This window comes from Lactobacillus sp. HBUAS51381 (genome assembly GCF_012641095.1).
GTDB lineage: Bacteria > Bacillota > Bacilli > Lactobacillales > Lactobacillaceae > Levilactobacillus.
The window spans coordinates 45114-69907 of the sequence record NZ_JAAVSC010000012.1 but is presented as its reverse complement, the minus strand read 5'-3'; the positions used below and the strand labels follow the sequence as shown (position 1 = coordinate 69907).

Annotated in this window: 23 protein-coding genes; 21 read left to right on the top strand and 2 right to left on the bottom strand. The window is 51.5% G+C overall.

The window, feature by feature from the left end:
- Nucleotides 1-507: 507 nt before the first annotated feature.
- On the bottom strand, nt 508-1509 hold the full coding sequence (locus tag HEQ50_RS05970) for an alpha/beta hydrolase (protein WP_168899614.1): 1002 nt from the start codon (nt 1507-1509) through the stop codon (nt 508-510).
- Between the two features lie 485 nt (nt 1510-1994).
- A complete protein-coding gene (locus HEQ50_RS05965; protein ID WP_168899613.1) occupies nt 1995-2657 on the bottom strand; it encodes a YigZ family protein in 663 nt (220 codons plus the stop codon).
- A 77-nt stretch (nt 2658-2734) separates the two neighbouring features.
- On the opposite strand from HEQ50_RS05965, the gene HEQ50_RS05960 reads away from it, so the two are divergent.
- The 21 genes from HEQ50_RS05960 to trxB all read left to right on the top strand — a co-directional run bounded on the left by HEQ50_RS05960 (nt 2735) and on the right by trxB (nt 24746).
- A complete protein-coding gene (locus HEQ50_RS05960; RefSeq protein ID WP_168899612.1) occupies nt 2735-4054 on the top strand; it encodes a DEAD/DEAH box helicase in 1320 nt (439 codons plus the stop codon).
- The gene (locus HEQ50_RS05955; RefSeq protein WP_168899611.1) at nt 4051-4728 is read left to right on the top strand and encodes a ComF family protein; all 678 of its coding nucleotides are present in this window, start codon (nt 4051-4053) and stop codon (nt 4726-4728) included. The genes HEQ50_RS05960 and HEQ50_RS05955 overlap by 4 nt, the downstream gene beginning before the upstream one ends.
- 138 nt (nt 4729-4866) lie before the next feature.
- The gene (gene hpf / locus HEQ50_RS05950) at nt 4867-5421 is read left to right on the top strand and encodes a ribosome hibernation-promoting factor, HPF/YfiA family (RefSeq protein WP_168899610.1); all 555 of its coding nucleotides are present in this window, start codon (nt 4867-4869) and stop codon (nt 5419-5421) included.
- Nucleotides 5422-6244: 823 nt separating this feature from the next.
- Complete coding sequence (secA, locus tag HEQ50_RS05945; RefSeq protein ID WP_168899609.1) at nt 6245-8608, top strand: preprotein translocase subunit SecA; 2364 nt, start codon at nt 6245-6247, stop codon at nt 8606-8608.
- A gap of 461 nt (nt 8609-9069) precedes the next feature.
- Nucleotides 9070-10186 (top strand): peptide chain release factor 2 gene (prfB, locus tag HEQ50_RS05940; RefSeq protein ID WP_168899608.1). Its coding sequence is split into 2 segments (ribosomal slippage): nt 9070-9141 and nt 9143-10186, totalling 1116 coding nucleotides; the frame shifts between segments, so codons are not numbered across the junction.
- 180 nt (nt 10187-10366) lie between these two features.
- Complete coding sequence (locus HEQ50_RS05935; protein WP_168899607.1) at nt 10367-11539, top strand: PDZ domain-containing protein; 1173 nt, start codon at nt 10367-10369, stop codon at nt 11537-11539.
- A 4-nt stretch (nt 11540-11543) separates the two neighbouring features.
- Nucleotides 11544-12251 (top strand): response regulator transcription factor, encoded by a 708-nt coding sequence (locus HEQ50_RS05930; RefSeq protein WP_168899606.1) that lies wholly within the window; start codon nt 11544-11546, stop codon nt 12249-12251.
- Nucleotides 12248-13597 carry a cell wall metabolism sensor histidine kinase WalK gene (locus tag HEQ50_RS05925; protein ID WP_168899605.1) on the top strand — a complete coding sequence of 450 codons (1350 nt, stop codon included), beginning with the start codon at nt 12248-12250 and terminating at the stop codon, nt 13595-13597. Before HEQ50_RS05930 ends, HEQ50_RS05925 begins: the two co-directional genes overlap by 4 nt.
- Before the next feature lie 412 nt (nt 13598-14009).
- Nucleotides 14010-14894: a phosphate ABC transporter substrate-binding protein gene (locus HEQ50_RS05920; protein WP_168899604.1), complete on the top strand. Its 885-nt coding sequence runs from the start codon at nt 14010-14012 to the stop codon at nt 14892-14894.
- Nucleotides 14894-15823: a phosphate ABC transporter permease subunit PstC gene (gene pstC / locus HEQ50_RS05915; protein ID WP_168899603.1), complete on the top strand. Its 930-nt coding sequence runs from the start codon at nt 14894-14896 to the stop codon at nt 15821-15823. The genes HEQ50_RS05920 and pstC overlap by 1 nt, the downstream gene beginning before the upstream one ends.
- Before the next feature lie 2 nt (nt 15824-15825).
- Nucleotides 15826-16710 (top strand): phosphate ABC transporter permease PstA, encoded by an 885-nt coding sequence (gene pstA, locus HEQ50_RS05910; protein WP_168899615.1) that lies wholly within the window; start codon nt 15826-15828, stop codon nt 16708-16710.
- Between the two features lie 48 nt (nt 16711-16758).
- Nucleotides 16759-17547: a phosphate ABC transporter ATP-binding protein PstB gene (gene pstB / locus HEQ50_RS05905; RefSeq protein ID WP_232842693.1), complete on the top strand. Its 789-nt coding sequence runs from the start codon at nt 16759-16761 to the stop codon at nt 17545-17547.
- An 18-nt stretch (nt 17548-17565) separates the two neighbouring features.
- Complete coding sequence (gene pstB, locus HEQ50_RS05900) at nt 17566-18324, top strand: phosphate ABC transporter ATP-binding protein PstB (protein WP_168899601.1); 759 nt, start codon at nt 17566-17568, stop codon at nt 18322-18324.
- Nucleotides 18325-18335: 11 nt separating this feature from the next.
- Nucleotides 18336-19013, top strand: a complete 678-nt coding sequence (gene phoU, locus HEQ50_RS05895; protein WP_168899600.1) for a phosphate signaling complex protein PhoU — start codon at nt 18336-18338, stop codon at nt 19011-19013.
- 156 nt (nt 19014-19169) lie between these two features.
- Nucleotides 19170-19508 (top strand): PspC domain-containing protein, encoded by a 339-nt coding sequence (locus tag HEQ50_RS05890; RefSeq protein WP_168899599.1) that lies wholly within the window; start codon nt 19170-19172, stop codon nt 19506-19508.
- A 1-nt stretch (nt 19509) separates the two neighbouring features.
- Nucleotides 19510-19881 carry a phage holin family protein gene (locus HEQ50_RS05885; protein WP_168899598.1) on the top strand — a complete coding sequence of 124 codons (372 nt, stop codon included), beginning with the start codon at nt 19510-19512 and terminating at the stop codon, nt 19879-19881.
- Nucleotides 19882-19969: 88 nt separating this feature from the next.
- Entirely contained in the window at nt 19970-20905 is a 936-nt protein-coding gene (gene hprK, locus HEQ50_RS05880) for an HPr(Ser) kinase/phosphatase (RefSeq protein WP_020088205.1), read from the top strand.
- A gap of 5 nt (nt 20906-20910) precedes the next feature.
- A complete protein-coding gene (gene lgt / locus HEQ50_RS05875) occupies nt 20911-21774 on the top strand; it encodes a prolipoprotein diacylglyceryl transferase (protein ID WP_168899597.1) in 864 nt (287 codons plus the stop codon).
- Between the two features lie 15 nt (nt 21775-21789).
- A complete protein-coding gene (locus HEQ50_RS05870) occupies nt 21790-22803 on the top strand; it encodes an NAD(P)H-dependent glycerol-3-phosphate dehydrogenase (protein WP_168899596.1) in 1014 nt (337 codons plus the stop codon).
- Nucleotides 22804-22832: 29 nt separating this feature from the next.
- On the top strand, nt 22833-23738 hold the full coding sequence (galU, locus tag HEQ50_RS05865) for a UTP--glucose-1-phosphate uridylyltransferase GalU (protein ID WP_168899595.1): 906 nt from the start codon (nt 22833-22835) through the stop codon (nt 23736-23738).
- Nucleotides 23739-23804: 66 nt separating this feature from the next.
- Complete coding sequence (trxB, locus tag HEQ50_RS05860) at nt 23805-24746, top strand: thioredoxin-disulfide reductase (RefSeq protein WP_168899594.1); 942 nt, start codon at nt 23805-23807, stop codon at nt 24744-24746.
- The last annotated feature ends 48 nt before the right edge of the window (nt 24747-24794 follow it).

Genomic DNA, 24794 nt, shown 5'->3' with positions numbered 1-24794 from the left:
TTCAAGCAGACCACTTGAAAAATCCCACGGCTGAGACCAAATTTGACTCACTCACGGCTACATGAGGTGTATCGAATTAAACTGGCAGAACGTTGCCACTCCAGCGATCTCATCGCACATTTAGTCGATTTCAACCACTGTAACCGGAGGCAGTCAGAGATGGAGGTAGCCGTGACAGCGGTGTTAGCTGTGCAGCAGCTTACAGCGCGGGACGTGTTTGGAGACTGATGGTCTTTATCAGACTTCAAACCGAGCCGGAGGACCGCTTCTCAGGCCGCAGGCGGTCCCCACAGCGCCGGAATCTCTGGTAGCCGCAGGTGGTCGTTGATGACTAAATTAATGGCGATAGGCCTTACCAGCTGGGGACTGGAGTGTGTTCGTGAACTTTCAACCTTTAATTAAGCAACTTAAAAACCGCGTGCTACCGGATATGTTTCGGTGGCACGCGGTTTTTTTAGCTCAAAGTGAAGGAAAAAGACGGGGCTTAGGCGTTTCGTGAGATGTGATCTAGTTCAGGTATTGGTGAAAGAAGGCGTCCAACTTGTCAAATGGAATCAGATCGCGGTTCTTGCCGCCATCGTACAGGTCGGTATGCACGGCGCCCGGAATTGTCATAAATTCCTTGTTATCGGTGTAGTTAGAGTTGGTCGTCATCTTCTTGTATTCGTCCTTACTAAAATAGTAGGAGTGAGCCTGGTCACCGTGAACCATCAGGACCGCACTCCGAATTTCGTTGGCATACTGGTTGATCGGTTGGTTAATGAAAGACATCGTCCCCGTGACATTCCAGCCGTCATTGGAGTTGACGGAACGGGCGTGGTAGCCGCGGTCGGTCTTGTAGTAGTCGTGGTAGTCCTGAATAAATTGGGGCGCATCGGCTGGGACGGGATCGACCACGCCCCCCGCACGCTGATAAGTCCCGCTTTGATAATCGGCTGTTCGTTGCTGGTTGAGACTGACCTTCATTTGGTGCCGGTCTTCTTCGTTATCGTTGTCGTCGAAGTAGCCGTTAGCGTTGATTCGACTCATATTGTACATGGTCATCGTCGCCGTCGCCTTGACACGGGTGTCCAGCGCCGCGGCGTTTAAGGCCATGCCACCCATACCACAGATGCCAATGATCCCGATCTTTTCGGAGTCGACGTTGGGCTGAACGGAGAGAAAGTCTACCGCCGCTTGGAAGTCTTCCGTGTTGATGTCGGGTGAGGCCATGAACCGGGGTTGACCGGAACTTTCGCCGGTGAATGACGGATCGAAGGCAATCGTTAGGAAGCCCTTTTCGGCCATCGTTTGCGCGTAGATACCGGAAGACTGTTCCTTCACGGCGCCGAATGGCCCACTGACGGCCAGCGCGGCGAGTTGACCGGTAGCGTCCTTCGGGGTGTACATATCGGCGGCTAGGGTAATGCCGTAGCGATTGTGGAAGGTGACCTTTTGGTGGTCGACCAAGTCACTCTTGGGGAAAGTCTTATCCCAAGTCGTCGTTAACTTTAAATTTGCATTTTGCATGTGAATAGCTCCTTCGTTTTCTAGTTAAATTAATGTGTGAGAAAGTCCAATGGCGAAGCTAATGGTTAGCTGGCAAGTTCAGCTTGTCAGTCATCTTCATTAGGCGAGATGTTTCCTTGGCTGTGATTACAGTGTACCGGCAATTGATGATTATGTATAATACTTTATAATAATGGCTACCCATTCATTTTAGCTATATCTGATTTTAGCCGATTAAGGGCGATAAGTGGACGCTGGTAGGCAACGTTTCTTTAGGGCGCGGTGAAACAGGTCAATTTAAAAAGAGTCTGGAACAAAACGCCCAGACTCTTAGTATTTCCGAATTTAAATTGCCGAAACGTGGACCAAAAGGCAGCTGATTCCACATAAAACAGATAACCAAACAATCCAAGCCCGGGATTGTTCGGCTATCTGCCTTAATGCTCACCAGCTAATCGCCTTTTGTCCCACTCTCCAGACGTTCATGTTAGAAAAAATACGGGGGCTTAGGCGTCCGTGCGGTGGCTGGCGTTGATCTCGACGGGGACCTCGTTGTAAATGACGGCGCCGGTCTTCATGGTCAACCGGTCGCTGAGTAGGTTCGTCATGGCCGCGCGGGTATCATCCACGGCTGCTAAATCCACGGCAATGGTCAAGGTGACTTGGTCAGTATAGGCGGTGTCACGAACGGCGATCTTCTCCTCGGTGAGGTAGTGGGTGAGCCGGTCAAAATTAGGATAGTCCACGGTAATCGCAATCTCCTGCTGGCGCACGCGTTTGACCACGCCCACGGCCTCGATCGCCGTGGAAGTGGCGTTGCTGTAGGCGCGGATCAGTCCGCCAGCCCCCAGCTTGATGCCGCCAAAGTATCGGGTGACCACGGCGATCACATTGTGGAGTTGGTTGCGCTGTAACACGGTGAGGATGGGAACCCCGGCCGTTCCCGAGGGTTCGCCGTTGTCGCTTTCCCGTTGAATCTCGTTGTGTTCACCGAGGACGTACGCCCAGCAATGGTGCGTTGCCTTCGCTTCACGGGTGCTGACTGCAGCGAGGAAGGCCTTGGCTTCGTCTTCGGTCGTCACGCGGGCAATGTCGGTGATGAAGCGTGATTTTTTGATTTCAATGGCGTGTTGGCCGGTGGCTTGGATGGTTAAGTAATCAGTTTCCATAAAAAAACACCTTTCTCAAAAATATTTAGCCGCTTTTTACGGAGTTAGGTTCTGTACCACGAGAGGGGCAGAACGTGATGAATGAGTTATCAGAATTCTTTGGCCGGCGGATTCCAGCCAAGGCGGCGATCCCCCAGTTGGGGGCGGGCATGCTTGCGGTACAACCCGTGGGCCAACGTTATCGGTGTCAACGCTGTCAACAGTGGTTAGCCCCCACGGATCGGCTACCTAATGGTGCCTGGTATTGTCGTCAGTGTTTAGAGATGGGGCGACTGACGTCACAGACTAAATTATACACTATTCCGGAACCCAATCGGTTTGCAATCCCGGCGGAACCCATGCTGACCTGGACGGGAACACTCAGTGACAATCAGCAGCGGGCGGCGGATGCGGTTCTTCATTTAGTCCAACGGCGACAGAACCAACTGTTGTGGGCGGTTACCGGCGCCGGGAAAACCGAGATCGTGTATCCGGCATTGGCCTGGGCTCTGGCACGGGGGTGGCGGGTGGCCTGGGTATCGCCCCGAGTCGATGTTTGTCTGGAATTGGCACCGCGGATTCAGCAGGCCTTTCGCACGACTAGCCAATGCTTATTGTATGGCGAGCAGTCGATACCTTACGCGTACAGTCAACTGACGGTCTGCACCACTCACCAGTTGTTGCGATTCGAGCGGGCCTTCGACTGGATCATTGTGGATGAGGTGGATGCCTTTCCCTTGGCCACCAGTCCGCTGCTACAAGGCGCCATTACACGCGCGGAGAAGACAACGGGCCAGCATCTCTACCTGACCGCGACGCCGGGAGAGGCGCTACAGCGGCAGATTCGCCGGCACACCGTGGCGACAACCTACTTGCCGTTACGGTACCATGGGTTTCTACTGCCCCGGTTACGCGTCCGGTTGGCTTGGCGGTGGCGGGAAGCCTTGGCCAAACACCGCCTACCGCCTGCGCTCATTCGGCGGTTACGCGCCTATCGTCAAGCAGGGCAACGGTTCTTATTATTTGTGCCGCACGTTCGTGACCTGACAACCGTCATGGCCGCGCTGCGCCAGGCCGATATTTGTGGTGGGGTCGGGGTGCACGCGGCAGATGAGCAGCGGACGGCCAAGGTACAGGCACTGCGCGAGCAACGGGTCCCCTTCCTGGTGACGACCACGATTTTGGAACGGGGAGTCACTTTTCCCAATATTGCGGTGGTGATTCTAGGTGGTGATGATGGTGTCTTTTCCACTGCGGCGCTGGTTCAGATTGCCGGTCGAGCCGGGAGAAGTGCCGATTTTCCCAAGGGAGAGGTGACCTGTTACGTCCAAAGTCAGACCCGGACAGTGCGGCAAGCGCAGCGGATGATTGATCAGCTCAATCGACAGGGCAAGCAACGGGGAGGACGGTGGCCATGACCAACTGTGTGTGGTGTCAGCAGGCCTTTCAGCCGAGGGTTACGCTGCGTGACATCCTGACGTGGCGGCCACTGCCGGTCCCGCCGCTCTGTACGCGTTGTCAGGATAAGTTCACCCCGATTACGGCCCAACATTGTCCCGCGTGTGGGCGTCAGCAGGAGACGATTGCGGTCTGCCATGACTGTGAACGGTGGGGGACAGCGGCCCTGAGAAACCGGGCGCTCTTTCGCTATGACGCGGGGATGAAAGCCTACATGCAGCAGTACAAATTCCAAGGAGATTACGCCTTACGCAAAGCCCTACAAGCACCGCTTCAGCAGGCTTTAGAGCAGGAAAACTACGACGTCTTGGTGCCGATCCCAATCGATCAACAGACGTGGCTGACACGGGGGTTCAATCAGGTGACCGGCTGGTTGCGCGGTCAGCCCTATCAGCAGGCGTTGGTGGTCAGAGCCACGCACAAGGACCAACCACAATCGGCTAAGACTCGGGCGCAACGCTTACTGACGCCACAGCCCTTTCAGCTGGATCCCCGAATCGCCTCAGACCTGGTCAATCAACGGGTTTTATTGCTGGATGATGTCTACACCACGGGACGAACACTGCGGCACGCGGCGACGCAAATTTATTTAGGTGGTGCGAAAGCGGTTACTAGCCTGACTTTAGCGCGCTGAAGCCGATTAAATTTCGTGAGAATAATTGTTTCTGATAGGGCTTTCTATTATAATAATAGTAAGCAAAGCATATTAGAAGAGTGGTCCTTCTAATGCTGAGCAAACCGAGTTTATCTTGGTTGAAGGGAGAGAAGTTTTATGCTCACATTTAATATTCGTGGTGAAAACATCGAAGTTACTGACGCAATACGGGATTACGTTGAAAAGCGTATCAGCAAGTTGGAGAAATATTTCGACAACAAAGTTGAGGCAATTGCGCATGTCAACCTGAAGGTCTACCAAAACAAGACAGCGAAGGTTGAAGTAACAATCCCACTCCCATACTTGACATTACGGGCAGAGGAAACTTCTCCGGACTTATATGCAAGTGTTGATTTGGTTACCGATAAGCTGGAACGGCAAATTCGCAAGTACAAGACCAAAGTTAACCGTAAGTCCCGGGAGAAGGGCTACAAGAACCTTGACTTCGCACCGGAAGCTACGGAATCGGATCCAGCTGACAGTCAGAAGCTAGAGGTTGTTCGGACCAAGCGCGTTTCGTTGAAGCCAATGGATAATGAAGAGGCCGTCCTGCAAATGGATATGTTAGGCCATGACTTCTTTATCTATGAAGATGCTGAAACGAACGGCATTAGCATTGTGTACCGTCGTAACGACGGCCGCTATGGTTTGATCGAAGCCGACGACCAATAAACCAATAATGTTACTAACGAAGCACTGCCTTGCGTGGTGCTTTTTTAGTGCTCAGCTCAGAATGCTTTGAACCATCCAATACATAGAGACCCCCTAGCCGGCCACGTTTGTTCGTTCACCCGCCCAAGCCCGTGGTCATTAGAGGGACGTTTTTGCAAGGCGCCAATGTCATTTGTAAGATAGGTGTTAGCGAGATTTTCTGACCGTTTGACGGCACATTTCGGGGCTTGCCGGTGTGGCGCAATCATTAAGGGGGTTCATCCATTCGACCAGTTGTCATGGGATTGTTAAGCAACTGTTATGCAAAAAAGCAATACTTTCACTAGGGAATCTGGTAAAATTAATAAGATTACTCCTGAGGTTGGGTGGTCTCGTGATGGTGGCTGTTGAACGATCACGGGATTCCCAAATAGGGGGTCGACACAACAACGCGTGGTTGGGGTAAATTTAGTCAGAGATAATGCGAAAGAAAGCGGTTTTACGGCATTTACATGATTAGAAAAGTTTCATCTTAGCCGGGTTAGTGTTAAAATGTAGATTGATTTATTGTCAAAATAAGTGACTTAAATCCTATCCCTCGCGCGATGCAGCTACCTTGATTGATGCGAGGAATATTCTTGTATAGGGTTTGCGATTTGATTAACTACTCAGATGTCCGCGCCGCAACCGGCGAACGGTCATCATCCGGTTGTTCATGGATGGTGATTCGTTTCAGATAATTTGCGACCACGGTGCCCTTTGGCGTTGTGATTGCGAGCTTCTAATAACACGTTAGAAGTGGTTGACGGCGACTTATTAAAAATGTACTGAAGGGAATTCTCACATGGCAAATATTTTAAAACGATGGGTCGAAAGTGATCGACGGACTTTACGACGCCTCAGTAAATTAGCGGATGAGGTCGGCGCTTACGCTGATGAATACGCAAAGCTTTCGGATGAAGATCTGCAAGCAAAAACGCCTGAATTGAAGAAACGCTATCAGGATGGCGCAACTTTGGACGATTTATTGCCTGAGGCTTTTGCGGCTGTCCGTGAAGGTGCGAAGCGGGTCCTCGGCCTTTACCCATTCCACGTGCAAATTATGGGGGGGATTGTACTTCATGAAGGTAACATTGCCGAAATGAAGACCGGTGAAGGGAAAACCTTGACCGCTACAATGCCCGTCTACCTGAACGCCTTAGCTGGTGAGGGGGTTCACGTGGTTACGGTTAACGAATACTTATCCGCACGTGATGCCACTGAAATGGGTGAGTTGTACAACTGGATGGGCTTGACCGTTGGGTTGAACTCCGCCGAAAAATCACCAGAAGAAAAGCGTGAGGCCTACAAGGCCGATATCACGTACTCGACCAACGGGGAAATCGGTTTCGATTACCTGCGGGATAACATGGTCGTTTATAAAGAAGACATGGTCCAGCGACCATTGAACTTTGCGATTGTCGATGAAGTGGACTCCATCTTAATTGATGAAGCCCGGACGCCATTGATTATTTCTGGTCAATCCGAGGGAACCAGTGCCCTTTACAAACGGGTAGACCGGTTCGCTAAGACGTTGCACGAAAAGGAAGACTTTAAGATCGACCTGGAATCCAAGACGGTGGCTCTGACCGACGTTGGGATTGAAAAGGCTGAAAAGTACTTCAACTTAAAGAACCTGTATGACACGGACAACACTGCGTTGACCCACCATATGGACCAAGCCTTACGGGCGAACTTCATCATGCTACGGGATAAAGACTACGTGGTTCAAGATGGTGAAGTCTTGATCGTTGACTCCTTTACTGGGCGGGTTATGGAAGGTCGTCGGTACTCCGATGGCCTGCACCAAGCCATTGAAGCCAAGGAAGGCGTGGAGATTCAAGAGGAAACCAAGACCATGGCCAACATCACCTACCAGAACTTGTTCCGGATGTACAAGAAGCTTGCCGGGATGACTGGGACGGCGAAGACCGAAGTGGAAGAATTCCGGGAAATTTACAACATGGATGTCATTTCCGTACCAACCAACAAACCAGTGGTCCGGGTCGACGAACCAGACTTGTTGTACCCAACCTTGGAATCCAAGTTCGATGCCGTGGTTAAGGAAATTAAGATGTTACACGAGAAGGGGCAACCGATGTTAATCGGGACCGTGGCCGTGGAAACGTCCGAATACATTTCACAACGATTGGATCAAGAAAACATTCCACACGTGGTCTTGAACGCTAAGAACCATGCCAAAGAAGCCGACATCATTCAAAACGCCGGTCAACGTGGCGCCGTGACGATTGCGACCAACATGGCTGGGCGGGGGACCGATATTAAATTGGGACCCGGCGTGGTTGAAATTGGTGGTTTAGCCGTTATCGGGACTGAACGACACGAATCGCGGCGGATTGATAACCAGCTTCGTGGCCGGTCAGGTCGTCAGGGTGACCCTGGTATGACGCAGTTCTACCTGTCCCTTGAAGATGACCTGATGCGTCGGTTCGGTTCCGAACGGGTTAAGACCTTCTTGGAACGGATGAACGTGGATGGTGAAGACGCCGTTATTCGGAGTCGCATGATCACCAAGCAGGTTGAATCCGCCCAGAAGCGGGTTGAAGGGAATAACTACGATTCCCGGAAGAACGTGCTGCAATACGATGATGTGATGCGGCAACAACGTGACGTGATCTATGGCGAACGGAACCAAGTGATTAATCAGGATAAGTCCCTTAAGTGGGTGCTGATGCCGATGATTAAGCGGACCGTCGATCGCGTGGTCAACTTGCATACGCAGGGCGACCAAGCGGATTGGGACTTGGACACGTTGCTTGACTTTGGGATTTCCGCAATGGTTTCGCCGGATAAGATTAGTCTGGCTGATTTGAAGGACAAATCAGCCGATGAGATCAAGGCCTTCTTCATGGGCTTAGCCGAGGATGTCTACCAAGAAAAGCAAAAGCAACTTTACGATCCAGCACAAATGCTGGAATTCGAAAAGGTTGTCCTCTTGCGTTGCGTGGACTCCCACTGGACCGACCACATCGATACCATGGACCAATTGCGTCAATCAATTGGGCTGCGGGGTTATGGTCAGTTGAACCCATTAGTTGAATATCAACAAGAAGGATTCCGGATGTTCGGTGAAATGATCTCTGACATCGACTACGATGCCACCCGTCTATTCATGAAGTCAGAAATTCGACAAAATATTACCCGTTAGTACGGGAGATGACGAGGCGGGAAGCGATTCCGGCCTCGTTTTGTCTAAACGCGACGGGTTAAGGTTACCTAGCTTGCCGTTTGCAAAGGCGGTGTATGGGCATTTAGTTGTTTACGGAATGGTGACTCACAACTTAATTATCAATTGAAATTGTTAATCGGTGGGCACTTAACCGGTAGTGAATTTACAATCACCGTAGCCGAAAGTGAAGTAAAATATGAGCTCAGCCGTGGGATTTTCTAAGTGGATTACTTAGAAAATGGCGACTTGGAAACGCGGTCTTGGCGGTTCCAAGCGAGGCTAAAGACCGCTTCTTCAGGCTTTAGCCGTCCTGCCCACCGCGTTCCAGCTCATATTTTACGAACGGCAGGCGACCAGCATGATCGTCAGTTGCCAGAATCACTAATATCAGTGAGTGAAGTCAAAGAATCAAAATCTAATCAAAAAAGGAGCCAACCACAATGGAATTAAGTGATGCCAAACGTAGCATTGCCACCATGAAGGAACAACTTGCCGGCTTTAGGGGGTCGCTTTGACTTTGATGCCCTGAGTGAGAGTATCAGTGTCAACGAAGGCCAAATGACCCAGCCGGGTTTCTGGGACAATGCCCAGTCAGCGCAGAAGCTGATTGATGAAACCAACGAAATGAAGAAAAAGGTCGAGGAATTTAAAAATCTCAGCGACCAGATCGATGACTTGGAAGTCGCCGTGGCTCTGTTGCAAGAAGAACCGGACCCCGACATGCAGGCCGAGTTCGAGCAGAACTTCAAGACCGCGCAGGCGGCGTTGCACCAATACAGCCTGAATCAGTTGTTAAATCAAAAGTATGATCGGAATAACGCGATTCTCGAAATTCACCCGGGGGCTGGGGGCACGGAATCCCAGGACTGGGGCGAGATGCTGATGCGCATGTACACGCGTTGGGCGGATCAGCACGACTTTAAGGTCACGGTTTTAGATTATCAACCGGGCGAAGTCGCGGGTCTGAGTAGCACGACGCTGCTGATTGCGGGACACAATGCCTATGGGTATTTGCGTTCTGAGAAGGGGGTTCACCGGTTAGTTCGGATTTCACCGTTTGACTCGGCCGGGCGGCGGCACACCTCGTTTGCCTCGGTAGATGTTTTGCCGGAATTGGATGACACCGTCGATATTGAGATTAATCCGGCTGACTTGAAGGTTGACGTTTACCGGGCTTCCGGTGCCGGTGGTCAACACGTCAACAAGACGTCTTCGGCCGTGCGAATCACCCACATTCCAACCGGCATTGTCACGCAGAGTCAGGCCCAACGGTCACAACTGCAAAACCGGCAAACGGCGCTGGGAATGTTGCGTGCCAAGTTGTACGAACGTGAAGAAGAAAAGAAGGCCAAGGAAAAGGCCGCCATTGAAGGTGAACAGATGGATATTGGCTGGGGCTCGCAGATTCGCTCCTACGTTTTCCATCCCTACACCATGGTGAAGGATCACCGAACGGACTATGAAACCGGGAACGGGCAGGCCGTTATGGACGGCGATCTGGACCCCTTTATCGATGCTTACCTGCAATGGCAATTGCGGCAAAAGAATCCTGATTGATGGCTAGTCGGGCACGGGGACGCGGATTAATCGGCGATCATCCCGGTAGTAATGCTAGTCGTTAATCACTAGATAGTCTGGCTTAAGAATCATTGGGCGGGTAACACGAATGTCGTGCGACCCGCTTTTCTTTCATGCTATACTGAGAACAGCTATTTTTTCAAGAAAGGTGTCGATGACATGCGGATAGTTATTGCGTGTGGCAGTTATCTCCTCCAACTGATGGTTTGGGTGGCGGTGCTGCGGTTGTGGGTGACGGGTCGCTCACGAATTAAACACGAACGGCAGAATTTTGGGAGTGCCGTTTACAGTGATCATTTTGAATTGCGTCATTTCTTAACTCAGGGACTGGTTTTGGGAGCAGCATTGTCCGCCATTAACCTGGTGGTGGGGTTCGGCTTGCCCTTGTTATGGATTGTGATTTATGAAATATTGGCGGTCGTGACCCTCCTCATCTTGCCGACCACGGTCTTGCCCTTAACGTTGATCGTGGTGAGCACGATATTGACGATTGCGACGGGGGCTTTTGGAGGATCTTACATAGCTGATTTACCGGACTTGGCCCCAACCGGGTTGCGGTGGGGGATCAACGCCGTGCCTGTCCAGAATTATCTTTGGTTGGCCGCCTTTTTCTTCCTGGTGTTGGGCCATTGGCTCTTTCACTACGGCGGCCGATTTACGGCACCGCGGATTTATGCCAAACAGCGGGGAAAACGAATTGCCGGTTACCCGTGGCGTGAATTCCTAGTTTTACCAATGGTGACGTTGGTTCCCGGCGACTGGTTTGCCAGTCATTGGGCCTTTTGGCCGTTGCTCACGATTCACGGTCAGACTTTCGCGGTCTTGGTCGTCCCCTTACTCGTGGGATTACGGTTTACCGTTTTTCGCCAGGTTCCCCGGGTCGTTTATCAAAATATTGGTAAACAGCTGATCTGGCTGACCTTGTTAGCACTGGTCTTCTTTGGGTGGACCATCTACCGGCCCCAGGATGTTGCGGTAACGTTAGTCATTCTCCTGGTTGGTTATGCCATCATCCTATGGCGAGCTAAACGTTATGATGGTCGGCAACAGTTCTGGTATTCTCAGGTTGATGATGGCGTACGGGTATTAGCGATCCGGCCACAGACCCCGGCAGTGAAGCTTGACTTAGCTGCTGGCGATATTATCTTGGAATGTAACCACCAACCCATCGACAGTGAGACATCCTTCTATGAAGCACTTTTAATTAATCCAACGTATTGTCACCTAAAGGTGCGCAACATGGCGGGAGAATTAAAGGTGACGGAGACCGCAATTTATGCCGGTGCGCCCCATGAAATCGGGATTGTTTTATTTAGAGATCAGGAGGGATAAACCCATGAGTAGAGTCCTAGTCGTTGATGACGAACCGGCAATCGTAACCTTATTGCAGTACAACCTGGAGCAAGCGGACTATCAGGTTGTGACCGCGATTGATGGTGAGCAGGCGTTGAATTTGGCACTGCATGAAAAGTTTGATGTGATTTTATTAGATTTAATGCTGCCGAAATTAGATGGGGTTGAAGTGACCAAACGGTTGCGGCAAGAAAAGATTAGCACGCCCATCATCATGATTACGGCGAAAACCAGCGAGTTTGATACCGTCTTTGGTCTAGAACTCGGCGCAGACGATTATATTACCAAGCCCTTCAGTCCCCGTGAAGTGATTGCGCGGATGAAGGCCGTGATGCGGCGTTACCATGAGGACGATTCGGAAGAAAAGCCGACCAAGGCGCCGGCTAGCCTCCTACACGTCGCCGATTTGACGATTGATCAGGATAAGTTCCAAGTTAAACGTGGCAACCAGACCATCGAGTTGACGCCGAAAGAATTTGAGCTGCTCTTGTTCTTTGCCAAGCGTCCCGGCAAGGTGTGGAGTCGTGAACAATTGCTTGAGGGCGTATGGGGCTTTGACTACAGTGGTCAGACCAGGATGGTCGATATTCACGTGTCGCATCTCCGTGAAAAAATTGAAATTGATCCCAAACATCCCAAGCTCCTTAAGACGGTGCGGGGCTTTGGCTACACGTTTGAGGCCCAGTCATGAAACGTCTGTTAGTGGTGTGGTTAACGATTGGTGTAGCCAACACAGTACTGGTCTGGATGATCCGACCAGCGCAATTAGGAATCGCCATTATCTTGAGCTGGTCGTTTGCGTTAATTGAGACGGCAGGCGTGCGGATTCTGTTGCGCTGGGGGGATCGACGGATCAACATTCTTACCAAAAAGGTCGAGGGAATTCGCCATTCCGAGACGCCAGCACATGTGCTCTTGTCTCCTCACGATCCCTTTTATCAGTTGGCCTTACAGATTAATTATCTCCAGACCCATCAGCGGAAGGTACAGCGGCGGATGGCGGGCCAGAACCAGGAGTTTGCAACCCTACTGGATTACCTGCCCATTGGGGTGATGGTGATTGACCGTTATCGGAAAGTGGAGCTGGCCAACCCGGCGATGGAACAATTCTTACAGCACCAAATTTCACCGCGGCGGCACCCCTTTACCCAGGATGTTCGGCAATTCGAATTGGCCAGTCTCATCAATTCGGCCTTGAGTGAAGCGACCACCCAGCACCGGGTGTTGAAGCTACCGGGGACACCGAATGAACGAACGGTTGATGCACAGGCCATTTATACGGAAACGTCGCAGGATTATTTTCAGGTCTTGGTCTTGTTGTATGATGTCACGGAAGTCTATGCGGTTGAGCAGATGCAGGTGGACTTCGTGTCCAATGCGTCCCACGAATTAAAGACACCGGTGACGGCAATTTCTGGCTTCGCTCAGACGCTACTAGCGGGGGCCAAGGATGATCCGGAGAAGTTGACGGAGTTCTTGGAAATTATCGATCAGCAGAGTAAACGCCTGGTGGAATTGATCAACGATGTGTTGACCATTTCTCATTTGGAGTCCGGAAATGCGGTCGAACTGGCGGAGGTGCCGGTGGGCAAACAGATTGAGATGCAGGTTTCACTATTGAAGCCACTGGCAGCAGTTAATCAGGTCACACTGATTAATGACGTGGCGCCCGACCTGGTGGCAGCCACCGATCAGCACAAGTTTGATCAGATTTTAAAGAACGTCTTAGGTAATGCGATTAAATACAATCGGCCCAACGGCAAGGTCACGTTATCGGCGACGGTGACCGGCAAGACCTGGGCCCTACGGATTGCGGACACCGGCGTGGGGATTTCGGCGCAGGACCAATTACGCGTCTTTGAGCGTTTTTACAGGGCGGAAGTCTCACACTCCAATCAGCGGGTCAGCGGAAGTGGCCTGGGCCTCGCCATCGTTCGGGAACTGGTCCAGTCGCTTAACGGCAAGATTGATTTGCAGAGTCAGCTGGATAAAGGGACGACGGTGACGATGACGTTTCCGGTGAACGCACCAAATTAATCGGAAGCCTCACGCGGTCCCCACAGCGCCGGAATCTCTGGCAGCCGCAGGTGGTCGTTGATGACTAATTTAATGGCGATAAGCCTTACCAGCTGGGACTGGAGCGTATTGTAAACTTTCATATGATAAGAATGGCGGACTCTCACCTTAGATGTGGTGGGGGCCCGCTATTTTTTTGCAGACGCAACTGCCCAGCGCTTAGCAAGAGGTTTGTCGGCTAAAGAAGCAGGTCAGCCCCCTGATCGATCGGCCGTCGATTAACCTGTAACACGACTGTTTTCACGAAAAAGTTATCGAGGTCGGGTAACATTTACACAACCTTTACAATACGCCTACAGGACATTTACATTGATTCGGTATACTTATTTTTGAAAAGGTCGCGCAGTAGCGTGTGCCGATAGGAGGTAGCGGTATGTCGAAGAAACGCTGGTGGCAAGGATTGGGCTTACTACTTGTCGTAGGTCTAGGTCTCTTTGCCTATCAAACGCGTGAGGTTAGCCACGCGGGCGAATCCATTACGGCAGTTGGATCAACGGCCTTGCAACCCTTGGTGGAAGCAGCCGGTGAGCAGTATACGGGTGAACACCTAGGCACGTTTATCAACGTTCAAGGTGGCGGAACCGGGACGGGGCTTAGCCAGATTCAAGAAGGCGCCGTTCAAATTGGAAATTCAGACCTTTTTGCCGGTGAGCAAAAGGGCATCAGAGCCCAACAATTGGTTGACCACCGTGTCGCCGTGGTGGGCATCACACCAGTCGTGAATAAAAAGGCAGGGGTCAACCATTTAACGACCGCACAACTCATTCAAGTCTTTACGGGTAAGGTGACGAACTGGCGCGAAGTTGGGGGGAAGAATGTTCCCATCGTTTTAGTCAACCGGGCACAAGGGAGCGGGACCCGGGCAACGTTTGAGCAATTTGGCTTAGCGGGGCATCAATCCAAGACCGCTCAGGAACAAGATTCATCGGGAATGGTTCGCCAAATTGTGGCCACCACACCGGGCGCGATTAGCTACGTGGCTTTCTCCTACGTGGACAAGACCGTTCAAGCCATCACGCTAAATGGGGTGGCACCAACGGAAGCTAACGTGATTACGAATGACTGGAAGATTTGGTCCTACGAGCACCTGTACACCAAAGGACAACCGACGGGCTTAACCAAGAACTTTATTCGGTACGTGCAGTCAGCGGCCGTTCAAAAGTCTCTAGTCCGGCAATTGGGGTACCTGTCACCGGATCAAATGAAAGTTAGCCGTGACGTTGACGGTCAAATTACGAAATTGGAGGGCGCCAAGTGATGAAATCCACAGAACAACTGGAACAACAGCTGAAGCGCCATTCCAAGGCCGCCAAATTAGAAATTTGGGGGAAAGTGGTTAGTTTCTCTGCGCTGCTTTTAATTGTGGCCGTAGTGGTTGCCATCATTGGTTTCGTGGCCTCCAAAGGTCTGGCTACGTTCTTTAGTAATCACGTGAGCCTCTGGGATTTCCTGTCGGGTAAGAGCTGGAATCCCGGGGTAACGGATGCGCACGGTAAGCCGGAAGTTGGCGCCCTACCGATGATTGTGGGCTCATTTCTGATTACAATCTTATCGGCCATTGTGGCGACACCGTTTGCGATTGGAACGGCGGTCTTCATGAACGAGATTTCGCCGAATAAAGGCGCAAAGATTTTACAGCCGGTCACAGAATTACTAGTGGGGATTCCCTCGGTGGTGTACGGGTTCATCGGCTTATCCGTGGTGGTTCCCGTAACGCGAGCCGTCTTTGGTGGGAGTGGTTTCGGGATTCTTTCCGGGACCTGCGTGCTCTTCGTCATGATCTTGCCCACAGTAACCTCGATGAGCGTGGACGCTTTACGCTCGGTTCCCCGTTACTATCGAGAAGCCTCACTGGCGTTGGGCGCCACGCAATGGCAGACCATTTATAAGGTGGTCTTGCGGGCGGCGACACCGGGAATGATGACGGCCGTGGTCTTCGGGATGGCGCGAGCCTTTGGTGAGGCCCTGGCCGTTCAAATGGTGATTGGGAATGCGGCATTGATGCCGGGGAGTTTGGTCGATCCAGCGTCAACGCTGACCTCCGTTTTGACAACGGGGATTGGGAACACCGTCATGGGGTCACTACAGAACAATGCGTTGTGGTCATTAGCCCTCGTTCTGCTCCTCATGTCATTAGTCTTTAACCTGATCATTCGCTTGATTGGTCGAAAGGGGCGTCTCCAATAGTGATAAATCCAAAAACACAAAATAAAATTGCGATTGGCACGTTGTATGGCGTTGCCGGGTTGGTCGTTTTGATCTTAATGGCGCTCTTAGGCTATATTCTGATTAGCGGACTGCCGCAGCTGAGCTGGCATTTCCTGACGGCCCCTGCCAAGGCCTTTCTCAAAGGTGGCGGGGTTGGTATTCAGTTGTATAACTCATTTTATCTCTTGATTCTGGCAATGCTGATCTCGTTTCCCATTGCCTTGGGGGCGGCGATTTACCTTTACGAGTATGCCAAGGATAACTGGGTGACGACCACGATTCGAACGGCGATTGAAATCTTGAGTTCACTGCCTTCCGTGGTGGTGGGGCTGTTTGGCTTCCTGTTCTTTGTGGTCAAACTGAACCTGGGCTTCTCGATTCTCTCGGGGGCGTTTGCCCTGACGTTCTTCAACCTGCCCTTACTGACGCGGAGCATTGAAGACTCCTTGCGGACGATTGATACCACACAACGCGAGGGGGGACTGGCGCTGGGACTTTCTCGCTGGGAAACGGTCACGCGGGTGATCCTCCCGGCCGCGGTCCCGAGCATCCTGACGGGGGTGATTCTGAGTGCCGGTCGGGTCTTCGGTGAGGCGGCCGCCCTGATTTACACGGCGGGGCAAAGTGCACCGGCACTGGACTTTACGGATTGGAATCCCTTCAATATTTCCAGTCCACTGAATCCGATGCGGCCGGCCGAAACTCTGGCCGTTCACATTTGGAAGATTAATTCGGAAGGGATCATGCCGGATGCTAAGGCCATCTCGTCGGGGTCTTCGGCCGTCTTGGTCCTGGCTATTCTGTTATTTAACTTTGCCGCACGTTACTTGGGCAAACGCCTGTACAAGCGGTTAACGTCCGCATAGAGGAGGTCGCGCATGTTTTTAAGCAATGATATTACCCAAAATACGGAGATGCTGGATCGGCATGTGGTGCAACCGGCCGACCCCCAGCACCCCACGATCCTCTCTACCGAGGATCTCCACGTTTATTATGGTAAGAAAGAGGCGATTGCCGAAGGTGACTTGCGGTTCGCGAGTAATCAGATTACGGCGTTGATTGGGCCATCCGGTTCGGGTAAATCGACCTTTCTGCGGTCCCTTAACCGGATGAACGACCGGATTGCCACGGTGACGGGACGAATCATGTACCGGGGCGTCGATATTAACCAACCGGACATTGACGTCTACGAGATGCGACGACGGGTGGGGATGGTCTTTCAGCGGCCCAATCCCTTCGCCAAGTCCATTTACGACAATATCGCCTTTGCCTTGCGGTTACGGGGCGTGACCGATAAACATGCGCTCGATGAAATTGTGGAGACCTCATTGAAGCAGGCGGCCCTGTGGAATCAGGTCAAAGACGATCTGAATAAGAGTGCACTGGCCCTCTCAGGCGGGCAGGCCCAACGGCTGTGCATCGCCAGGGCCATCGCGGTGAAGCCGGATATTCTGTTGTTGGATGAACCGGCCAGTGCGCTGGACCCGGTGTCAACCAGTCAGTTAGAGGATACATTGTTAGAACTTAAGCAGCACTACAGCATTATTATCGTGACCCACAACATGCAACAGGCCGGGCGGATTAGTGAATATACGGCATTTTTCAATCAGGGGCGCGTATTGGAATATGATACGACGAGCCATATTTTCACCAATCCGCAGGTTCAAGTGACGAGCGATTACGTTTCGGGGAACTTCGGTTAACGAGGAGGAGAATGGATAATGAGTAAGGAAATTTTAACCACTAAGGATCTTCATTTGTATTACGGAGACAAGGAAGCCCTCAAGGGAATCAACCTCAATTTTGATGCCAAGGGGATTACGGCGCTGATTGGACCATCCGGGTGTGGCAAGTCCACGTACTTGCGGACGTTAAACCGGATGAACGACTTGATTCCTAACGTCACCATTACGGGGACGATTAAGTTCAAGGGGCAAGACCTGTACGCGCCTAGCGCCGACACCGTTCAGATTCGTAAGGAAATTGGCATGGTGTTCCAGCAACCCAATCCGTTTCCATTTTCAATCTACGATAACGTCATCTACGGGTTACGGATCGCAGGAGAAAAGGATAAGGAAAAGCTGGATGCGGTCGTTGAAAAGTCCTTGCGTCAGGCGGCCGTTTGGGATGAGGTTAAGGATCATCTGCACGAAAGCGCGCTGGCCTTGTCCGGTGGGCAACAACAACGGGTCTGCATTGCGCGGGTACTCGCCGTTTCACCTGAAATTATTCTGTTGGATGAACCCACGAGCGCCTTGGATCCCGTTTCAAGTAGTCAAATTGAAACAACCCTCTTGAATTTACGCCACGATTATACGATTATTACAGTAACCCATAATCTCCAACAAGCGTCACGAATCGCGGATCGGACCGCGTTCTTCATGAACGGTGAGTTGGTGGAAGTGGACCAAACTAAAAATATTTTTATGAATCCCGCTGAAAAGCAGACGGAAGATTATATTAGCGGTCGATTCGGTTAAGGAGGCAAGTTATGCGTAGATTGTTTGATGACGAATTGGCGGAACTGGACGCAGACTTCACGGAAATGGGGATGTTGGTCAGCGAGGTCGTTCAACAGGCAGTGGATGCGTTTATGAACCGCGATGCCGTGGCGGCGCAGAAACTGATCGATCACGATCACGAGATTAACCAACGCGAAATTTCATTGGAGCAGAAAACCTTTGAAATGATCGCCTTGTATCAACCCGTAACCACGGATCTGCGAGAAATTGTGACCATTCTAAAGGCGGTTTCAGAACTGGAGCGCGCGGCGGATCACGCTAGAAACGTCGCCCACTCCGCCATCAAGTTTGGCAGCAAGCAGAAGATTCCGGTGCTGGAGCAGTTGATTGGTGAGATGAGTCAGATTACGACCCAGATGATTCGCGAGGTTCTGGCCGCTTACGTCAACAAAGATGACCAGGCCGCACGGGTCCTGGCGGAGGTTGACCGCAAGCTGGATCAACTGAACCATCAGATTAGAGCCGATAGTTATCAACAGATGCGGTTGGACCCGGCGTTTGAGACCGGCGCATCGATTTACCTTAACGTGGCCCAAGATCTCAGTCGAATTGGCGATTATGTGACCAACGTTTGTGAATGGATTGTCTACCTGAAGTCCGGCCAGATTGTGGAATTGAATCCGGCGAATGCCGACAACGCGAACTAGCGCGCGGCGGAACCGCATTAGCCGCGATTAGACCAAAAACTTAATCTAACCTGAAGATTTAACGGAACGGCCACTGGAAACTTGCTTTCAGTGGCCGCTTTCGTTATTCTTGCCATAAAAGGAATTTCAGGTTTTAAAGAAAAGGAGTGTCCGCTGATGGCAGAAAAAAAGCGTTTTGTTCGTTCTCGCACCAACCGTTTAGTGGGCGGTGTCCTGGGCGGAATCGCTGAACACTTTGGCTGGAACGCCAATTTGCTGCGGGTGATTTACGTCTTGGTTACGGTTCTGATGCCGTTTGCCCATGGCATCTTAGGACTTGCCGTTTACGTTATTTTATACACGTTCATGCCGCTCGAAGATCGTGCGGAGGGAAGTGGTCCCAGTTTGAGGGATTTATTTCGGGGAGCCAGTCCGGCACCTAAAGATAGTGGCCGTAAAGTCATCCACGATGTAACGGAACAGGACGTCAAGGATTCGCACAAGGACGGTGATTAGTATGCGCTTTTGGACCAGAATTCTAGTCAATGCCGTGATCTTCTTGGCATTGGCTGGTTTTTTTCAAAGTTCAATGGCTGGTGGTCTGCAGAATGCCTTCTACGTCTCCGGTGTCGGGATAGCCTTGTTAGCCAGCTTTGTTCTGGCGCTACTTAATGCCGTTGTCAAGCCGATCCTGTTCGTCTTGTCGTTGCCGATTACGGTGCTCACGCTGGGCCTGTTTAGTGTTGTGATTAACGCCATTATGTTGGAATTGACGGCCTGGTTTGTGGGCAGTAATTTTGCCTTTTCGTCGTTTTGGATCACCATGATGGTCGCTGTGATCATGTCGCTCTTCAATGCCATCATTAGCGATCATTTTGCCCACAATTAAGTTACCCGATACGGATGAATTTGGTAGGAGTAACTCCGGTAAAGTGCTAAAATTAAAGTAGTTCACTATGCAATAAGGAGGAACTCCTATGCCAGAAAGTGTTACAGTGGCTGATCTTGTGAAAGCGAACCGGCTAGATGTCTATTCCGGTGAGGATCATTTAGATCGGCTGATTACAACGAGTGATATTTCACGTCCCGGTTTGGAATTAACCGGGTACTTTAACTACTATCCAGCAAAACGGATTCAACTGTTGGGAATTACGGAAACGTCTTTTGCTAAGGGGATGACCCACGAAAAGATTCTCGATGTGATGCGGAAGATGTGTCAACCGGAGACACCGGCGTTCGTGATCTCTACCCAGCTCGATCCCCCCGAGGAACTGAAACAGTCGGCCGAGGAAGCCGGCATTCCGATTCTGGGAACGAAGCTGACGACGTCACGGGTCTTGAGTAACATGACCAATTTCCTCGAAGGTAAGCTGGCCGAACGTCAATCCGTCCACGGGGTCCTAGTCGACATTTACGGGGTCGGTGTCATGATCACCGGGGATTCCGGTGTGGGTAAAAGTGAAACCGCTTTGGAATTGGTCAAACGGGGCCATCGGTTGATTGCCGATGACCGAGTTGAGGTCTATCAACAAGACGAACAAACTCTGGTTGGGGCAGCACCGGCCATCCTGAGTCATTTACTGGAGATTCGGGGGATTGGGATCATTGATGTCATGAACCTGTTTGGTGCCGGGGCCGTCCGAGCCGAAACCGATATTGATTTGATTGTTCATCTCCAAGCGTGGAAGGACGATAACCATTTCGACCGGTTGGGGAACAACAGTGAATCGCAGAAATTCTTTGACGTGGTCGTTCCTAAGATTACGATTCCGGTTAGAACTGGGCGTAACTTAGCGATTATCGTTGAAGCGGCGGCCATGAACTTCCGGGCACGGTCAATGGGTTACGATGCCACCAAGGTCTTCGACGAGAACCTGAATCGACTAATTAAACAAAACTCACAAAACAAATAGGGGAGATGGGCGTTATTTTTTCACCAATCGTGGCGGCGCTTAATCCCATCGCCATTCATCTTGGCCCCATCGCAGTGCACTGGTATGGCGTGATCATCGCAACTGGTGTGGTCATTGCCGTTATTTTGGCAGTTCGCGAGGGCCGTCGTCGGGGGATTAATCCCGATGACATTTACGATATGATTCTATGGGCGTTACCCGCGGCGTTGATTGCGGCGCGGGCGTATTACGTGATCTTTCAGTGGCCGTATTATGCGAAGCATCCCGGCGAGATTATTGCCATTTGGGACGGGGGTATCGCGATTTACGGTTCACTGATTGGGGCGGGCTTGGTCGTCTTCTTTTTCTGTCGATCGCGGTTTATCCCGGTCTGGCTCATGCTGGACGTCGCCGCTCCGACGGTCATCTTAGGCCAAGCCATCGGTCGTTGGGGAAACTTCATGAATCAGGAAGCCTTTGGCCGGATAACCAGTCTGGCCTTCTTACAGGGCCTACACTTACCCAACTTTGTGATTAATCAGATGTTGATTAATGGGGCCTATCGTCAGCCAACCTTTTTGTATGAGTCGACGTGGGACCTTCTGGGGTTCATCGTGCTCATGAGCTTACGGCACACGCCGGGGCTCTTTAAACAGGGCGAGGTGTTTCTCAGCTACGTGTTGTGGTACGCCTTCGGTCGTTTCTTTATCGAAGGCATGCGGACGGATAGTCTGATGCTGGTTGGCGGCCTGCGCGTTTCACAACTGTTGTCAGTCGTGTTGGTGGTCGGCGCGTTAATCATCTGGGTCTACCGTCGTCGGCAACAGGTGCAACCAGCCGCCTATCTGGACGGCAATCCGTTCCGCGAACAATCTAAACTTTCTAAATAAGGAGAATCCATTACTATGTCAGAGAAAATTGCAGTACTCGGTGCCGGTTCATGGGGGTCAATCTTAGCGAGTGTCTTGGATGAAAATGGGCATGACGTCCGGTTATGGTCGTACAATCCAAAACAAGTTGAGGAATTAAATACGGCTCACACGAACTCCCACTATATCAAGAATTTTAAGTTTTCTCCCTCGTTAGTGGCTTACTCCGATTTAGCGAGTGCATTGGCCGACGTTCAGACCATTCTGTTTGTGGTCCCAACCAAGGCGGTTCGGTCCGTTGCCGGTCAAGTCGCCGCAATTTTACAGAAGACCGGTAATCGGCCAGCCTTGATTCACGCCAGCAAGGGGATCGAACAGAAAACCTACAAGCGCATCTCCCAGGTATTAGCCGAAGAGATTCCAGCGGCCAATAGGCAGTCGATTACCGTGCTTTCCGGGCCGAGTCATGCCGAAGATGTGGCCCGACATGACCTGACGTTGGTGACCGCCGCTAGTGAAAATTTAGATGCGGCTAAGCACACTCAGAAACTGTTCATGACCAACTACTTCCGGGTTTACACCAATCCAGATGTGATTGGGGTTGAAATTGGCGCGGCGTTGAAAAACATTATCGCCTTAGGTGCCGGGGCCTTACACGGCCTGGGTTATGGCGACAATGCCAAGGCCGCGTTAATGACGCGGGGCCTGGCCGAAATTTCACGGCTGGGGACCTCGTTTGGCGCCGACCCGATGACCTTTATTGGGCTCTCGGGTGTCGGCGATATTATCGTAACGGCGACGAGTTCCAATTCGCGGAACTGGCGCGCCGGTGACGAATTAGGTCGTGGTGAGGCCCTTGATGACGTGATCAACCATATGGGGATGGTGATCGAAGGGGTGGCCACCACGAAGGCCGCGTATGAATTATCTAAGCAACGTGGGGTGTCCATGCCGATTACCGAAGCCATTTATCAAGTGTTGTATGAAGGCAAGGACATCCGCACGGCCATTTCAGAATTAATGCAACGTGAAGGTCGTTCAGAATTTTAATTTAGTGGGGATACAGGAGGATACGAATTATGAGAAAAGTTAGAAAAGCCGTCATTCCAGCCGCAGGTCTTGGGACCAGATTCTTACCGGCAACCAAAGCTTTAGCCAAGGAAATGCTGCCCATCGTGGACAAGCCAACGATTCAATTTATCGTTGAGGAAGCCCGTAAGTCGGGAATCGAAGATATCGTGATCGTCGATGGGAAGTCGAAGCGGTCGATTGAAGACCACTTTGATTCTAATCCAGAATTGGAAGCCAACCTGGCTGCTAAGCACAAGGATGAAATGTTGCGGCAAGTCCAAGAAACGACGGGCATGAATCTGTACTTCATTCGCCAGCCGTACCCGCGTGGTTTGGGTGACGCTGTTCTAACGGCCAAGGCCTTTATCGGGGATGAACCGTTCATCGTGATGTTAGGGGACGACATGACCGATAGTAAGGTGCCATTGACCAAACAATTGATCGATCGGTACAACCAAACGGGGGCGTCGACGCTGGCCGTAATGCGGGTTCCCCACAAGGATACTGCCAAGTATGGTGTGATTAATCCTTCAGAAGAAACGGCACCGGGTCTCTACAACGTGACGAACTTTGTGGAAAAGCCACAACCTGACGAGGCGCCCAGCGACCTGGCCATCATCGGGCGGTACCTCTTCACGCCAGAAATCTTTGAAGCCTTGGAGAACACGCCGGTTGGTCTGGGCAACGAGCTGCAATTGACGGATGCCATCGATAACTTAAACAAGACGCAGCGGGTTTTTGCCCACGAATATACGGGCAAGCGGTACGATGTCGGCAATAAGTTTGGTTGGATTCAGACCAACATCGAATACGGCCTGCAACACCCTGAAACCAAGGATGCCTTGCGCAAGTACATTAAAGAAATGGGTGCGAAGCTGAGTGCCGAGGATGAAAAGGCGCCCAAGTCAAAATAGGTGACAAACTTCCTTTTTGATAGTAAAGTACACTAAAGGCTAAGAGCAGAAGGGAGCGTTAAAGATTTGAAAAACTATGATGTCATTGTAATTGGTGCGGGACCCGGTGGTATGACCGGCGCACTCTACGCTTCACGGGCAAACCTTTCCGTCTTAATGTTGGACCGTGGTATTTACGGCGGTCAGATGAACAACACGGCGGCAATCGAAAACTATCCCGGATTCAAGTCGGTTCTCGGACCAGACTTGGCTAAAGACATGTATGAAGGTTCTACCCAATTTGGGGCAGAATTTGCTTATGGCAACGTTGAAAGCATCGAAGATCACGGTGATCATAAGGTTGTGAAGACCGATGACGGTGATTACAGTGCCGGGGCGGTTCTGATTGCCTCTGGCTCCGAATACAAGAAGCTGGGCGTGCCTGGCGAAAATGAATTTGGTGGCCGCGGTGTGTCCTACTGCGCGGTCTGCGACGGGGCGTTCTTTAAGAATCGCGATGTCGTGGTCGTTGGTGGTGGTGACTCTGCAGTCGAAGAGAGCCTTTACCTGGCCGGCATCACGTCCAAGGTGACGGTGATTGTTCGCCGTGATCAATTACGTGCGCAGAAAATCTTACAGGATCGGGCGTTCGCTAACGACAAGATTGAATTTGTTTGGAACACAAACGTCACTGAAGTTGTGGGTGACGCGATGAAGGTAACGGGCGTCAAGACGAAGAACAATCAGACCGGGGCGACCGGTGAGATTGCGGCAAGTGGCGTTTTCATTTACGTCGGTAACCTGCCAATGACGGATGCCTTTACGAGCTTGGGCATCACGGATGACAAGGGCTGGATCAAGACCGATGACCACATGGCTACGACGGTTCCTGGTATCTTTGCCATCGGCGATGTTCGGCAGAAGACCTTACGGCAGATTACGACTGCCGTTGGCGACGGTGGAATCGCGGGCCAAGAAGCCTTCAGTTATCTGGAAGCTCTAAAGTCCAAGGCGGCTTCCGCCAAATAAGGTTTGACTAAGCGGAAACGACCTCGCGGGGTGTTTCCGCTTTTTGTA